At 43.5% G+C, this 15027-nt stretch carries 12 protein-coding genes; 7 read left to right on the top strand and 5 right to left on the bottom strand.

Going from position 1 to position 15027, the window contains the following annotated elements:
* The first annotated feature begins 20 nt into the window (after nt 1-20).
* Nucleotides 21-2489, top strand: coding sequence for a DNA topoisomerase (ATP-hydrolyzing) subunit B (gyrB, locus tag IEV39_RS18110; RefSeq protein WP_005281587.1), 2469 nt, complete (start codon nt 21-23; stop codon nt 2487-2489).
* Between the two features lie 33 nt (nt 2490-2522).
* On the opposite strand, the gene IEV39_RS18105 is transcribed toward gyrB, so the two are convergent.
* The 4 genes from IEV39_RS18105 to IEV39_RS18090 all read right to left on the bottom strand — a co-directional run bounded on the left by IEV39_RS18105 (nt 2523) and on the right by IEV39_RS18090 (nt 6874).
* Nucleotides 2523-2699, bottom strand: a complete 177-nt coding sequence (locus IEV39_RS18105) for a hypothetical protein (protein WP_005281590.1) — start codon at nt 2697-2699, stop codon at nt 2523-2525.
* Complete coding sequence (locus tag IEV39_RS18100) at nt 2683-3840, bottom strand: PepSY-associated TM helix domain-containing protein (protein ID WP_005281593.1); 1158 nt, start codon at nt 3838-3840, stop codon at nt 2683-2685. Before IEV39_RS18100 ends, IEV39_RS18105 begins: the two co-directional genes overlap by 17 nt.
* Nucleotides 3841-4051: 211 nt before the next feature.
* Nucleotides 4052-4609 (bottom strand): VTT domain-containing protein, encoded by a 558-nt coding sequence (locus IEV39_RS18095; protein WP_005281596.1) that lies wholly within the window; start codon nt 4607-4609, stop codon nt 4052-4054.
* Nucleotides 4610-4945: 336 nt separating this feature from the next.
* A complete protein-coding gene (locus IEV39_RS18090; protein WP_032883122.1) occupies nt 4946-6874 on the bottom strand; it encodes an ATP-binding cassette domain-containing protein in 1929 nt (642 codons plus the stop codon).
* 211 nt (nt 6875-7085) lie between these two features.
* Here IEV39_RS18090 and IEV39_RS18085 point away from each other — a divergent pair, with 211 nt between their 5' ends.
* The 5 genes from IEV39_RS18085 to erpA all read left to right on the top strand — a co-directional run bounded on the left by IEV39_RS18085 (nt 7086) and on the right by erpA (nt 12279).
* Nucleotides 7086-8093, top strand: a complete 1008-nt coding sequence (locus IEV39_RS18085; RefSeq protein WP_005281604.1) for a putative solute-binding protein — start codon at nt 7086-7088, stop codon at nt 8091-8093.
* 213 nt (nt 8094-8306) lie between these two features.
* Nucleotides 8307-9308 carry a putative solute-binding protein gene (locus IEV39_RS18080; RefSeq protein ID WP_005281607.1) on the top strand — a complete coding sequence of 334 codons (1002 nt, stop codon included), beginning with the start codon at nt 8307-8309 and terminating at the stop codon, nt 9306-9308.
* Between the two features lie 217 nt (nt 9309-9525).
* Entirely contained in the window at nt 9526-10533 is a 1008-nt protein-coding gene (locus IEV39_RS18075; RefSeq protein ID WP_005281610.1) for a putative solute-binding protein, read from the top strand.
* Nucleotides 10534-10815: 282 nt separating this feature from the next.
* A complete protein-coding gene (locus tag IEV39_RS18070) occupies nt 10816-11820 on the top strand; it encodes a putative solute-binding protein (protein ID WP_005281613.1) in 1005 nt (334 codons plus the stop codon).
* Between the two features lie 123 nt (nt 11821-11943).
* A complete protein-coding gene (gene erpA, locus IEV39_RS18065) occupies nt 11944-12279 on the top strand; it encodes an iron-sulfur cluster insertion protein ErpA (RefSeq protein WP_005281616.1) in 336 nt (111 codons plus the stop codon).
* Between the two features lie 51 nt (nt 12280-12330).
* On the opposite strand, the gene IEV39_RS18060 is transcribed toward erpA, so the two are convergent.
* Nucleotides 12331-13464 carry an anhydro-N-acetylmuramic acid kinase gene (locus IEV39_RS18060; RefSeq protein WP_005228146.1) on the bottom strand — a complete coding sequence of 378 codons (1134 nt, stop codon included), beginning with the start codon at nt 13462-13464 and terminating at the stop codon, nt 12331-12333.
* A 61-nt stretch (nt 13465-13525) separates the two neighbouring features.
* Here IEV39_RS18060 and tyrS point away from each other — a divergent pair, with 61 nt between their 5' ends.
* Nucleotides 13526-14758, top strand: coding sequence for a tyrosine--tRNA ligase (gene tyrS / locus IEV39_RS18055; RefSeq protein ID WP_009506246.1), 1233 nt, complete (start codon nt 13526-13528; stop codon nt 14756-14758).
* Nucleotides 14759-15027 lie beyond the last annotated feature (269 nt).

The following is a 15027-nucleotide window of genomic DNA, read 5'->3' as shown; positions in this document are numbered from 1 at the left end:
ATATTTACTAGGGAGTAACCATGAGTTCAGAGTCTCAATCAGTCTCTCAAACAGAACAAACAAATGAAAAGGCTTATGATTCCTCTAGTATTAAAGTATTACGTGGATTAGACGCGGTTCGTAAACGTCCGGGCATGTATATCGGTGACACCGATGACGGTACCGGTTTGCACCATATGGTGTTTGAGGTGGTGGATAATGCCATTGATGAAGCTTTGGCAGGTCATTGTGACGAGATCTTAGTGACCATTCATGAAGATGAGTCGGTCAGTGTCTCGGATAATGGTCGTGGTATTCCAACCGATATTCACCCTGAAGAAGGGGTGTCTGCCGCAGAAGTTATTCTGACCATTCTGCATGCGGGTGGTAAGTTCGATGACAACAGCTATAAAGTGTCAGGCGGTTTACACGGCGTTGGTGTTTCGGTAGTAAATGCGCTCTCTAAGAAATTGCATTTGACCATTCAACGCGCAGGTAAAATCCATGAGCAGGAATATGCACATGGTGATCCGCAATATCCGTTGAAAGTTGTCGGTGAAACTGACCAATCCGGTACCACCGTGCGTTTCTGGCCAAGTGAATTGACCTTTAGCCAAACCATTTTCAGTGTGGATATCCTGGCACGCCGTTTAAGAGAACTTTCATTCCTGAATGCCGGTGTACGTATCGTATTGCGTGACGAGCGCGTGAATCTTGAGCACGTTTACGATTATGAAGGTGGGTTATCCGAGTTCGTTAAATATATTAACGAAGGTAAAACCCATCTGAATGATATCTTCCATTTCACCACAGATGCAGATAATGGCATTGGCGTTGAGGTGGCATTGCAGTGGAATGATAGCTATCAAGAGAATGTGCGTTGCTTTACCAACAATATTCCGCAAAAAGATGGTGGTACCCACCTTGCAGGTTTCCGTGCGGCATTGACCCGTGGCTTAAACAGCTACATGGAAAATGAAAGCTTACTGAAAAAAGAAAAAGTGGCCGTGACCGGTGACGATGCACGTGAAGGCTTAACTGCCATCATTTCAGTGAAAGTGCCTGATCCAAAATTCTCTTCACAAACCAAAGAAAAACTGGTGTCGAGTGAAGTCAAACCTGCGGTCGAGCAGGCCATGAACAAAGAGTTCTCGGCTTATCTGCTGGAAAACCCGCAAGCGGCGAAATCGATTGCTGGCAAGATTATTGATGCTGCACGTGCGCGTGATGCTGCACGTAAAGCGCGTGAAATGACACGCCGTAAGAGCGCGTTAGACATCGCTGGTTTGCCAGGTAAACTGGCAGACTGTCAGGAAAAAGACCCAGCATTGTCGGAACTGTATCTGGTCGAGGGTGACTCTGCGGGCGGTAGTGCCAAACAAGGTCGTAACCGTAAAATGCAGGCGATTTTACCGTTGAAAGGTAAGATCCTGAACGTTGAACGTGCGCGTTTTGACAAGATGATTTCCAGCCAGGAAGTGGGAACTTTAATTACCGCTTTGGGCTGTGGTATCGGACGTGAAGAATACAATCCAGACAAATTACGTTATCACAAAATCATTATCATGACCGATGCGGACGTGGATGGTTCACATATTCGTACCTTGTTATTGACCTTCTTCTTCCGTCAAATGCCGGAACTGGTTGAGCGTGGCTATATCTATATTGCACAGCCACCACTGTACAAGTTGAAGAAAGGCAAGCACGAGCAATATCTAAAAGACAATGATGCATTAGAAACCTTCCTGATCTCCAATGCGATTGATGAGCTGTCCTTGCATGTGAGCGCGGATGCACCTGCGATTAATGGTTCTGCATTGGCCAGTGTGATTGCCGATTATCAGGTATCACAAAAGAGCTTACAGCGCTTAACGCAACGTTATCCGGCAAGTTTACTGGATGGCTTACTGGAGCTGGATGCTTTCAAAGGCGATCATAATCATGAACGTGACTATGTTGAAGCATGGGCTGAGCAATTACGTGTAGCGATTGAAAAGTTGCAACCAAGCCTGCGTCCTGAAATTAGCTTGGAAGCATTTGAACGTGAAAATGCACAAGGTGAGAAATCAGCGCATTATTGGCCACGTGTGACGGTTTATGTGCATAACTTACCGCATTCTTATTTACTTGATGCCGGTTTGCTCAATTCTGCCGAGTATGCACGTTTGCTGAAGAACTCGAAGAGCTGGTTTAAATTGCTTGAAGAGGGGGCTTATCTACAAAAAGGTGAGCGTCGTATTCAGGTCAGCAATTTCCACCAGGTGTGGCAGCACATTTTACAAGACTCGCGCCGCGGCATGATGATCCAGCGCTATAAAGGCTTGGGTGAGATGAACGCTGAGCAGCTTTGGGAAACGACCATGGACCCTGAAAACCGTAATATGTTACAGGTGACTATTGATGATGCGATCGAAGCAGATCGTATGTTCTCATGCTTAATGGGCGATGATGTAGAACCACGTCGTGCCTTCATTGAAGAAAATGCATTAAATGCAGATATTGATGCTTAATGAGTTTAGGCATCAATAATATGTAAAAAGCGCTTATCTTTTGCGTTGCTGTAAAAGATAAGCTCTCCATCCTGCAATTAAAACTGGAAGCAGGGTGATGATGAGAAAAATAATATCTGCAATACCGTCCATCAGCAGCATGCCGATTATTCCTAAAATACTGCATACAGCCATTAGCCATAACAAGCCTGATTTATTCCACAGTTGCATTACTGACTCCTTTTAGGCTTTTTGGCCGACGTTTTGCCCACCATAGCCAAGCGCCATTCAGGGTGATAAACAAACTTAAAAGCGTACATAAGCTCCATAAAATCTTGAGTGGCATACCGCCGTAATTACCGAAATGTAGAGGCTGAGAGAGCAAGATGGCTTTCAGATAGGTCGGGAGTTCTTCAACAGTATCGACTTGTCCTGTGGCTGCATTGACCAAGGCAACCTTCAGCATTTTTTGGTTTAAACCCTCATTGCCTTGCAGTAATACCATGTAATGCCCTTGGGTCGAATATTCGGTTTTAGGATAGAACACAGTGGTAGGGTGCCAGCCGATTTCGCCTTTCTGTGCAACAGCATAGACATTATCAATACTCAATGTCGGATTAATTGGGCTGACATGATGATATTTTTCTTGCAGAGCTTTTAGTTCAGTCATTTGCCAGAGACCAATGGCAACCGTACCAAAACCGAGTAAAAAGCCAGTCAAGGTCACAACCAATGCCCAGCCGAGTACCGCTGAACCGATTAAGTTATGTAAATCGAGTTGTAATAAACGCTGACCTTTGCCTGTTCGAATAATCCCCAAAAAGAATTTTTTCACATAAGGGGCGTATACCACCAGCCCTGAAATCAGTGATAAGAACACTAGAAAGGCAATCAAGGCACCGATCAATTGTCCAATAAAACCTAAAAACCAGTTGGCATGCAGTTCCAGTAACAAACCGGTTAAAGTATCCCGTTCACTGGGTTGCTGAATCAGCGTAGCAGAACCAATATCTGCAAATAACCAACGCGCTTGCTCAAAACGCTGTTCCGGTTTTGCCATTCCGATCAGCAGTACACCCGGATGATGCTCAGGATCATAGCCTGTACTGATAATGTGCTCATGAGGATAGGTATTTTGTGCGGTGGCTAATGAATCTGCCAGTGGGCGCTGTTGTTGTAAAGATGAGTGAAGTGCCATCGGTTCTACACCCAGTGCATGATCGATTTCTTCATGAAAGATCAGAATGATTCCCGTGATTGATAAAATCGTAAAGGGGAGCACAATCACTAAGCTGATCCAGCGATGAATCCATAAGTTGATGCGGAACCAGCGTGAATTGGTTTTCTTTGCTGAAGTGCTTGCTTGGCTCATAACTGATTATTCCATGCTGAATGGATCATGGCTTTCCCAAATAATTTATATTTTTAAAAGCTGATTTTATTTTTATTGATAATTATTTTCATTATTATTTACTATTGTTTTTTACGTTCCACGTGAAACCTGACATAGAATAAACGGATTAAAAAAAAGCAGGAAAGACGAACTTTCCTGCTAAATCATACAATACGTTATTAAAAGGGGATTAACTTTCTACAAAATCACTGACCTGAATTAAGGCATGACCAAACAAATAACCTGCTGTCACCAGTACGCTGATCCAGAGCAAAGCCCCCAGAATGTTATACATCACAAAATGGGTATAATTCATATTGCTCGAACCTGCTGCCAAAGGCGCGAAAGAACGTGCAAAAGGAATAAAACGCGCCAATAAAATGGTTTTTCCGCCATGTTTCAGGAAAAACACATTGGTTTTTTGTAGATATTCCTGCTTGATAAAGCGTGATTTCATATTGAAAATACGGTCACCAAAATGACGTCCGATATGATAATTCACCATATAACCCAATGCTGCGGCAAAGAACAGCAGGCTGATCATATAACCTAAATGCATTATTTCAACCACTGAACACAATGCACCGACTGTCAGCAATAAACTATCACCGGGTAAGAAGAACATGAAAACAAAGGCTGTTTCTGAAAAAATAATTAAGAAGAGGATAAAATAGATCCATAAACCATATTCTTGCACCAAAACGGGCAGAATATGCTCAAAATTAAAAATAAAATCTAAAGAATTCATTCAGTTTGTATGATCCAAAATAGAGTACTCACCAAATTAAAGTACAAAAAAATGTGAAATGAATTTAACCCTCAGGATTCATTCGTTAGTTATAACATTACAACAATGGGAGCTGAGTATATCGAGCCTGAACCCAAAGCTCAATTTTCTACGAAAATTCCAGTTTTACCTTATCTTAAATTATCGACAGAATCATGACATTTTTGATGATATTCATAGTGTTTTTAAGTATCTGCTCACTATGGTTAGGTTTTATCAAAATCATTTTTATTCAGCGTCGAGGCCTGAAAAGATGAGATCCATACCTATTTCAGTTACAGATATGGATCACTCATGTTATTCAGCAAATGAGCTTTCCAGTTCTTCTAGCTCCATCATCAATTCTAAAAGCTGTTCCTCAAATTGTTCCAGTTTGGCTTTTAGCTCATTTTGTTCATTCATGAGTTTCATCAAGTCTTCTTTGCGACTTGCTTCGTATAAAGCACTGTCTGCCAGCGCCTGTTCGATATCTGCCAGACGGGGCTGTACCTTTTCGATTTGAGCTTCGACTTTTTCAATGTTTTTACGAATGGGGCGCGTCATTTCACGGCGGCGTGCCGCTTCTTTACGTTGCGCTTCCTTATCGATCTTCACGGCTGGAGCTTGAGTGGCCACGCTTTGTTGCTGCCCGGCACTTTGTGCATTGATCTGTTGTTGGCGTGCTTCTCGTAACCATTTGGCATAGTCTTGCAAATCACCTTCAAATTCGGTGCATTTGCCTGCATGCACCAGCAATAGATCATCACAGACGCTGGCAATTAACTGACGTTCATGCGACACCAGCACCACAGCGCCTTCAAAATCCTGCAGCGCCATAGTCAAGGCATGACGCATATCCAGATCTAAATGGTTAGTCGGCTCATCCAGGATCAGTACGTTCGGACGCTGCCATACGATTAAGGCCAGTGCCAGACGGGCGCGTTCACCACCAGAGAAGCTTTCACACGGGGTGTCCATACGTTCACCGCTAAAGCCAAATCCACCCAGAAAGGCACGTAACGCAGCCTCACTGATTTTTTTGTCCGCAATACGGGCCAGTTGCAGCATTGGGCTGGCATTGGCATCCAAAGCATCCATCTGGTGCTGGGCAAAATATCCGATATTTAATAATTCAGAAGCTTTACGTTCACCTGCAAGTAGCGGTAAATCCCCGACCAAAGTTTTGATCAGTGTTGATTTACCCGCGCCGTTCATCCCCAGTAAACCGATCCGTGAGCTTGGGGTGATTTGCAGGCGAATTTTTTCGGCAATGATTTTATCGCCGTAACCAATGCTTGCTGCATCTAAACTGAGCAATGGTGAACTCATTTTGGTGGGTTCACGGAAACTAAAGGTAAATGGTGTATCCACATGCGCAGGGGCGAGCTGTTGCATGCGCTCTAGCTGTTTAATGCGGCTTTGTGCCTGACGGGCTTTGGTGGCTTTGGCCTTAAAGCGATCAATAAACTTTTGTAAGTGGGCACGGGTTTCTTGCTGCTTCTCAAAGGCTTGTTGTTGTTGTGCCAAACGTTCGCTGCGGGTGGTTTCAAAGGTTGAGTAATTGCCGGTATACAGCGTCAGTTCCTGATTTTCGATATGCAGAATATGATCGGTAATCGCATCAAGGAAGTCACGGTCATGCGAAATCAGAACCAGTGTTCCTTCATAGGCTTTTAGCCAGTCTTCTAACCACAGGATTGCATCTAAATCCAAGTGGTTGGTCGGTTCGTCCAGTAATAACAGGTCTGAACGACTCATCAGGGTACGGGCCAGGTTTAAACGCATACGCCAACCCCCAGAGAAACTGGCGACATTTAAACGGATTTGATGATCCAGAAAGCCTAAGCCAGCCATCAATTGTGCTGCTTTGGCGGGGGCGGCATAGCCATGGATTTCATCAAAACGGCCATGCAGACGGGCAAGCTCATCATTACTGAGCTGATCAGGATGGGCTAATTTTTCTTGAATCTCCCAATATTCCTCATCGCCAGAAAGGACAAAATCTATTGCAGGCATTTCCAGCGCTTTAATTTCTTGCGCCATGTGTGCCACGGTCCACACTGCAGGACGGCTTAAATTACCTTCATCTGCGCCCAATTCACCTAAAAATGCTGCAAATAAAGTTGATTTACCTGCGCCATTGACACCAGTCAGACCAATTTTCCAGCCAGGATGAAGCTGCATTGAGGCTTTTTGGAACAGGACGCGCCCACCACGGCGTAATGAAACTTGGTCAAATTGGATCATGAGCATGCAAAATAGCGAATAGATAGCTGCATTTTAAGGTGATCACCCATGAATGCAAATTTTATATTGCAGATTAAGGCAGACATCATCATTTTACCCGCTCATCATAAAATAGAGCAAATGCTCTATTTTATGATGAAAAATCAGATTATGATTTAAAATCTAGGAAAAACAACACATCACATCAAAAAGAGTCAACTAGGACGGGGCAATGAAGAAGGGAATTCTGGCATTGGGAGCCATGCTGATGCTGACTGTAAATACACAGGCTAGTGCTGCAACTAAAATTTGTGTATTTGATCTTATGGGGAAATCCGGCGAAGCCTACAAGGCCATGCAAGAATGGGCCTTAGCCGCAAGCGCATGGCAGGGTGAAATCAATCTGGTCAGCTATCAAAATGAGGCGATGGCTGAACATGATTTTGAACAAGGTCGTTGCGAGGGCGTGTATATGACTTCCATGCGTGCACGTGCCTATAACAAATTTGCAGGCTCAGTCGATGCGATTGGCGCTGTGCCGAGCTATGCCATTGCACAGAAAGCGATTAGTTTTGCTTTGGACAAGCGTAACCAGCGCCGTTTAATCAGTCAGGTCGCGAATCAAAGCTATGAAGTGGCAGGGATCTCACAAATTGGTCTGGCCTATATCTTTGTCAAAGACAAAAGAATGAACAGCATTGAACAAATCCGGGGCAAGAAGTTTGCAGTCCTGGGCTATGACGAAGCGCAAAAAATTGTGGTCAGGAGTCTTGGCGGGCAAGCTGTACTTTCCGATATCTCTGATATTGCCAAGAAATTTAATCAAGGGCAGGCCGATATTATGGCAGCGCCAGCCTATGCCTATAAACCACTGGAAATTTATAAAGGTTTGGGCAATGACGGTGCCATCATTACTTTTCCTGCAGTTAACATGACCATGGATCTGATTATTCGACCTGAAAAATTCACGACCAACTTTGGGCAAAACTCACGACAGTGGTTTCTCAGTCGGCTTAATCGCAATTTTGCTTTAATCCAGCGAATCGAAGCGGAATTACCGGCCAAATATAAAATCAGTCTGGATCAGGAAGATAAAAACCGTTATCAGCATATCTTGCGTGAAGCACGGATTGATCTGACCAAACGTGGAATTTACGATGCTACCATGATGAACGTACTCAAACGGGCACGTTGTACCGTCGACCGGACTAATTTTGAATGTACCTTAGGTGGAGAATAAATAGAGTCCACCCTCTAGTGATGAGTAATCGGGGGCAAACGGCCCTTCTCAAAAAGGAATTGGCTTAAATTGTCAAACTGTGATCAATAGTGTTAAAAGTCAGGAAAACCCGACGTATGTATATAAAAGCACTATGCTTTTAAACAAAAGCTGACTATATTGATCTGGCACTGATGGAAAATTGTGCAATATAGGGTAGAAAGGGAAAACAAGATGAAAAAAGGACTTTGGGCATTGAGTGCTACGGCGCTCTTGGTCACAGCGACTCCTGCACAGGCCAAACAGGACATTTGCGTATTTGATTTATTGGGTAAGGCTGGGGAGTCTTATAAGCTGGTCGAAGAATGGAAGCTTGCTGCCAAGACCTGGCAAGGGGACGTTGAATTAATTCCTTATCAGGATGAGGAAAAGGCAGAAAAAGATTTTGATGCCGGCAAGTGTGATGGGGTATATATGACCTCGATGCGGGCGCGTAAATATAATAAATTTGCAGGTTCTGTCGATGCTGTCGGGGCAGTCACCAGTAATGCCATTGCACAAAAGGCGATTAGCTATGTGCTGGATAAACGCAATCAGCATCGTTTAACTGCGACAATGAACGGCGAAAAATTCGAAGTTGCCGGCATTATTCAGGTCGGGCTGGCCTACATTTTTGTGCGTGATAAAAAGATCGACACCATAGAAAAGGCCAAAGGCAAGAAATTTGCGTATTTACATTATGATCAGGCACAAAAAGCGATTGTTGAAAGTATTGATCTGGTGGCAGTGCCATCGGATATCTCTGATTTTGTAAAAAAATTCAATAGCGGGCAGGTCGATGTGATTGCTGCACCCGCTTATGCCTATAAACCTCTGGAAATCAGTAAGGGACTGGCCAATGGTGCGCTGTTTAATTTCCCTGTGGTCAATATTACCGGTGACCTGATTATTCGCCCGGAAAAATTTCCTTCTGGTTTTGGTCCGCAATCACGTAAATGGTTTGTCAATAAATTGCCGAGTAACTTTGCCATGGTGCAACGTTTAGAGGCAGGCATGAATGCCAAAAAGATTACCTTGACCAATGAAGATAAAACCCGTTATCAAAAAATGTTGCGTGATGGGCGCATGAATTTGACCAAGCAAGGTGTGTATGATGCGAGTATGATGAATGTACTTAAACGCGCCCGTTGTACGGTAGAACGGACCAATTTTGAGTGTACCCTGAGTGGCGAATAAAACAGGAGAACAACAAGCAATAGATAAATTGATACACAAACTTAGGCATATATAACAAAAATGCCTATTAAAATAATAGAAAGAGATAAAAGAGGGTAAAAAATAAACAATCCAGTCATAAAAATAGAGTAGAAGCTCTATTTTTTTTCAAAAAACATGATTAATATTTGCTTCGAACAAGGAGACAAACATAAAGTTTGTGAAAGGATGAAAAAATATGAAAAAAATGGCACTTGCTCTTGCAGCAACTTCGATCTTTGGTGTATCTGCTTCTACTCAAGCAGCAATTGACGTGTGTGTATTCGACTTATTAGGAAAGTCAGGTGAATCATACAAAATGATGCAGGACTGGGCACTCGCAGCGAAAGGCTGGGGCGCTGATGTCAACCTGCTTGCAATCACGGATGAACAGGTTGCGGACAATAACTTTAAAGCGGGTAAATGTGCTGCTGTAGCAATGACAGCAATGCGTGCTCGTCCATATAACAAATTTGCGGGTTCTGTTGACTCGCTTGGTGGTGCGCCAAGTAATGCGGTAGCACAACGTGCAATTACTTATGTTCTTGATGCGCGTAATGCTGCAAAAATGACCACCAATTTAGGTGGTAACAAATACGAAGTTGCGGGTATCTCTCCACTAGGTGCTGCTTACATTTTCGTACGTGACAAGAGCATTAACTCCATTGAAAAAGCAGCGGGTAAAAAATTCGCGGTATTGGGCTATGACGATGCGCAAAAAATCATGGTACAACGCGTAGGCGCGCAGGCGGTCCTTTCTGATATTTCTAACTTTGCTGCGAAATTCAACAATGGTCAGGTCGATATGGTTGGTGCGCCTGCTTATGCTTACAAACCATTAGAGTTAAGCAAAGGTTTGGGCGCGAATGGTGCAATGTTTAACTTCCCAGTATTACAAGTGACTGCGGATCTTGTGATTCGTCCAGAAAAATTCCCTGCTGGTTTTGGTCAAAAATCTCGTGACTACTTCGTGAAACAATTGCCAAAAGCTTTTGCCATGATCAAGCGTTATGAGTCTGAAATCCCAGCAAAATACAAAATGAACTTAAGTGCTGAAGACAATCTGAAATACCAAAAACTGTTACGTGACGGTCGTATGGATCTTACTAAACGCGGTATTTACGATGCTGGTATGATGTCTGTATTGAAGAAAGCACGTTGTTCAGTAGACAAAGCAAACTTTGAATGTGCATTACCGGGTGAATAATCCCTAATTGCCATAAAGTGTACTTAAAGCCTAGATTCATCTAGGCTTTTTGTTTTTTTACCACTGTCATTTGAGTCATTGTGTTTAGATTGAAAGATCGTAATGATAGAAATATATAAAAACCAGATGGAATCTTGAAAGATCGAAAGCAGGTTTGGTCTGGACGATGAAACATGACTGCATAACAACATAGATTTATTTGAAATCTGAACAGGATGGACCAGGATTTTAAATTTGGGTGTGGTGCAACAACAATTAGCATAGATGCAAAGGAACAATAAAATGCAATGGTTTAAAACATTATTACTTGCAACAGGGATCGCGGCGGCATCTGCGGGTGCTCAGGCCAAACAAACAATTTGTGTATTCGATATCGTCGGCAAAAGCGGTGATGTGTATGCCTTGATGAAAGATTATCAACTGGCTGCAAAAAACTGGGGCGCAGATATTGAGCTTAAAGTGGGCACCAATGAGGCGGTCATTGCTGAAGACTTTAAAGCTGGTAAATGTGATGGGGTCAGTATCACCGGTATGCGTGGCCGTCAGTTTAACCCGTTTACAGGGTCACTGGATGCGATTGGAGCGATTACTGATCTTAAACTTGCCGTGAAAGTGATGCAGGGCCTTGCGAGTCCAACCTTTGCCAAAGCCATGGTCAATGGCAAATATGAAGTGGTGGGGGTGATTCCTGTCGGCGATGCCTACTTATTGGTAAATGACCGTAATATCAATACCGTTGCTAAAGCTGCGGGCAAGAAAATCGCCGTACTGGACTATGATGAAGCACAAAAAATCATGGCTTCACAGGTCGGTGCACAAGCAGTCAGCTCAGATATTACCAATTTTGGTGCCAAATTTAATAACGGACAGGTCGATATCATTGGTGCACCAGCCGCTGCATTTAAACCGTTGGAACTCTATAAGGGTTTAGGCAGCAAAGGCGCAATTGTGAATTATCCAATCTTGCAAGTGACAGGTAACCTGATTATTCATCCTGATAAATTTCCAACAGGCTTTGGCCAAAAATCTCGTGAGTGGGTGAAAGCGCAATTACCACGCGCGTTTGGTATTCTGGGCAAAATGAAAGCAGATATTCCTCAAAAATACTGGATGGAAGTACCTGCCGCAGATAAGCCTGGTTATCAAAAACTGATGCGTGAAGCGCGTATCAATCTGACCGCTAAAGGAATTTATGACAAGCGGATGATGAAATTATTATGGCAATTCCGTTGCCGTGAAGATGCCAAGAATTTTGAATGTGGCTTACAAGACGAAAACTACAAGTAAACTTGTAAAAAGTCATTAAGCGCACTTTAAAACTTCAAATACAGACCCGATATTGAGTATGCTATACTACATATCGGGTCTTTTATTTATGAAAGACGTATTGAAGTCTGAGGAATATCCATCATGAACGCCCAAGCTCTAGAATTGTCAGATAATGCTGCCAACAAAGTTCGCCAACTACGCGAAAGTGAAGGGAATAACGACCTTATGTTACGCGTGTATGTAACGGGTGGCGGATGTTCAGGCTTCTCTTACGGCTTTAACTTTGCTGAAAGTGTCAATGAAGATGATGCTGAATTTGTGAATGGCGATGTGAAAATGCTGGTCGATTCACTCAGCTATCAATATCTGGTCGGTTCAGTGGTTGATTATCTGGAAGGACTGGAAGGTTCACGTTTTGTGGTGCAAAACCCGAATGCGACCACCACCTGTGGCTGTGGTTCATCTTTCTCGATTTAATAGATTCTTGTGATAAAAAAAGCTTCTCCAGTTGAGAAGCTTTTTTTATTCTTATACCACGGTGATGGTCCCTAAAATACGATCACCTGATGCACCAGTCACTGCGGGCAGATTGCCACTCAACTGTTCTACGAATCGCATCGCGAGCCATGCAAACGCTGTTGCTTCTACCCATGTTGGCGCTAGACCCAGCGCATCTGTGGTTTGTACCGACCAGTTATGTTTACGCAAGCGCCAGCGCAACTGTTCAAGTAAATGCGAGTTATACGCCCCACCCCCACACACGTAGATTTCGCCTGTCGGCATCGCCTCTTTGCTGCGATAAATGGCTTTCTTAATAGCGCGTGTGGTCAGTTTCATCAAGGTGGCCTGAACATTTTCTGGCGTATCTTCCAGTTCGTCATAGCCTAGGTCATTGCGCCAGTCACTGAGCTGTTCGTCTAGCCATTCCAGATTAAAGTCTTCACGACCCGTACTCTTAGGTGGTTCTTTGGCAAAAAACTCATGGCTTTGCAAACGATCTAATAGCGAGCGAATCGGATTACCATAGGCTGCCCAGTCGCCATTTTCATCATAAGGATGACCGGTATGGCGATGGCACCAGCCATCCATCAAGATATTGGCCGGGCCTGTATCAAAGCCATAAACGCCGTCTGCATTGTTGGCTGGCAACATACTGATATTGGCAATCCCGCCTAAGTTTAGAATCACACGATGAATACTGTCATGCTGAAACAACGCCTGATGGAACGCCGGGACTAAAGGTGCCCCTTGCCCGCCAGCAGCCATATCACGTCGGCGGAAATCCGAAACCACAGGCAGTTGCGTGATTTCAGTGATGATATTGGGATCACCAATTTGCAAGGTAAAGCCATGCTCAGGACGATGACGAATAGTTTGCCCATGTGAGCCGATGGCTTTAATTTGTGTGCGGTCTAAATTATTTTTCTCAATCAGTTGATTGATGCCGTGTCCGATCATTTGTGCCAAAGCGACATCAGCTTTACCCATACGGTCAATTTCATTGTCATCAGGCAGCGTTAATGCCATCAATTCATCACGCAATTCTGGCTCAAAAGGCACGGTGAGTGTGGCATGCAGCGTTAAAGGATCGAATGAAGTTGCAACAATATCAACACCATCCATGCTCGTGCCTGTCATTACACCAATATAGATCGCGCTCATATACAACTTATCCTGCAAGATGCTGAAAAAATGTTAGTATATCGCACAAATTGAATAACTGATGTGTTTAGGTTTTGTGATGTCAAATTTCTTGCCAGCCGAAGAACAGCTTGCTCTCATTCAACGAGGCACGCACGAGATTATCTCTGAAGAAGATTTACTGAAAAAACTGAAAGAGAATCGTCCTCTCCGTGTAAAAGCAGGCTTTGACCCTACGGCTCCTGATTTACACTTGGGACATACTGTTCTGATCAATAAATTAAAAACCTTTCAGGATTTAGGTCATGAAGTTACTTTCCTGATTGGTGACTATACAGCCATGATCGGTGACCCAACGGGTAAGAGCGCAACGCGTCCGCCGTTGTCACAAGAGCAGGTCATTGCCAATGCAAAAACCTACCAAGAACAAGTTTTTAAAATCCTAGATCCAAATAAAACCAAAGTCCGTTTTAACTCAGAATGGTTTAGTCAAAAAACCGCTGCTGATTTAATCCAGTTGGCAAGCCAGCAAACAGTATCGCGTATGTTAGAACGTGATGATTTCACCAAGCGTTATAACAACCATCAGCCGATTGCGATTCATGAGTTCCTCTACCCATTGGTACAAGGCTATGACTCGATTGCGCTTGAAGCAGACGTCGAATTAGGCGGAACAGACCAGACGTTTAACTTATTGATGGGTCGTACCTTACAAGGTCGTTATGGTCAGGAATCACAAGTGTGTATCACTGTGCCAATTCTTGAAGGTTTAGATGGCGTTAATAAGATGTCTAAATCTTTAGGCAACTATATTGGCGTATTTGATACACCAGGCGCGATGTACCAAAAAATCCTGTCGATGCCAGATAGTCTAATTGAACGCTACTTTGATTTACTCAGCTTTAAATCACTGGATGAAATCAAGGTATTACTTGATGAGATGGCTGCGGGTCGCAATCCACAAGAGATCAAACGTATTTTGGCGCTTGAGCTGGTGGAGCGTTTCCATGACGCAGAAGCGGCAGAAAATGCACATAAAAGTGCAGGGAACCGCGTAACTGAAGGTGAAGTGCCGGAAGATACCCCTGAAGTAACAATTTCTCGTGGCGAGTTTGGTGGCGAGTTGTTTATTGCAACTATTCTGCGCGTTGCAGGTTTAAACCCGAATGCAGCTGCTGCAAAAGATGCTGTGGGTCGCGGTGCGGTTAAAGTCGACTGGAATGTGGTAGATATGAGCTACTCTGTCAAAGAAAACGTCACTTTAATCATTCAGTCAGGTAAAAAAGCGATTGCACGTGTGACTTTCACCGACTAAATCGAAATAAAAATCATAAAAAGCAGGCCCAGAGCCTGCTTTTTATACGTAAATAGATGATAAAAACAACGAAAACATCAGTTTTGTTGAAAAAAGAAACATGCAAAAGAAAATAATAAAAAACAGGGTTGCATCCGGTCTGAAATGCTGTAGAATGCACATCCATCGGCGGTGATGCAGATAAAAACTTGTTGATAAACAAGGATTTGGCTAAAATGGTTAGATTCTTGGATTGGTTGATAAGTTTGCTAAATATCTAAATTACCTGT

Origin of the sequence: Acinetobacter courvalinii, assembly GCF_014635545.1 — a bacterium.
GTDB classification, from domain to species: Bacteria; Pseudomonadota; Gammaproteobacteria; order Pseudomonadales; family Moraxellaceae; genus Acinetobacter; species Acinetobacter courvalinii.
The sequence above is the reverse complement of the archived record's forward strand: the minus strand, read 5'-3'. Positions and strand labels throughout refer to the sequence as shown.

Excerpts from the sequence above, each read along its gene's own strand:
- gyrB (WP_005281587.1), top strand. The coding sequence starts at position 21 with ATGAGTTCAGAGTCTCAATCAGTCTCTCAAACAGAACAAACAAATGAA.
- IEV39_RS18105 (WP_005281590.1), bottom strand. The coding sequence starts at position 2,699 with ATGCAACTGTGGAATAAATCAGGCTTGTTATGGCTAATGGCTGTATGC.
- IEV39_RS18100 (WP_005281593.1), bottom strand. The coding sequence starts at position 3,840 with ATGAGCCAAGCAAGCACTTCAGCAAAGAAAACCAATTCACGCTGGTTC.
- IEV39_RS18095 (WP_005281596.1), bottom strand. The coding sequence starts at position 4,609 with ATGAATTCTTTAGATTTTATTTTTAATTTTGAGCATATTCTGCCCGTT.
- IEV39_RS18090 (WP_032883122.1), bottom strand. The coding sequence starts at position 6,874 with ATGATCCAATTTGACCAAGTTTCATTACGCCGTGGTGGGCGCGTCCTG.
- IEV39_RS18085 (WP_005281604.1), top strand. The coding sequence starts at position 7,086 with ATGAAGAAGGGAATTCTGGCATTGGGAGCCATGCTGATGCTGACTGTA.
- IEV39_RS18080 (WP_005281607.1), top strand. The coding sequence starts at position 8,307 with ATGAAAAAAGGACTTTGGGCATTGAGTGCTACGGCGCTCTTGGTCACA.
- IEV39_RS18075 (WP_005281610.1), top strand. The coding sequence starts at position 9,526 with ATGAAAAAAATGGCACTTGCTCTTGCAGCAACTTCGATCTTTGGTGTA.
- IEV39_RS18070 (WP_005281613.1), top strand. The coding sequence starts at position 10,816 with ATGCAATGGTTTAAAACATTATTACTTGCAACAGGGATCGCGGCGGCA.
- erpA (WP_005281616.1), top strand. The coding sequence starts at position 11,944 with ATGAACGCCCAAGCTCTAGAATTGTCAGATAATGCTGCCAACAAAGTT.
- IEV39_RS18060 (WP_005228146.1), bottom strand. The coding sequence starts at position 13,464 with ATGAGCGCGATCTATATTGGTGTAATGACAGGCACGAGCATGGATGGT.
- tyrS (WP_009506246.1), top strand. The coding sequence starts at position 13,526 with ATGTGTTTAGGTTTTGTGATGTCAAATTTCTTGCCAGCCGAAGAACAG.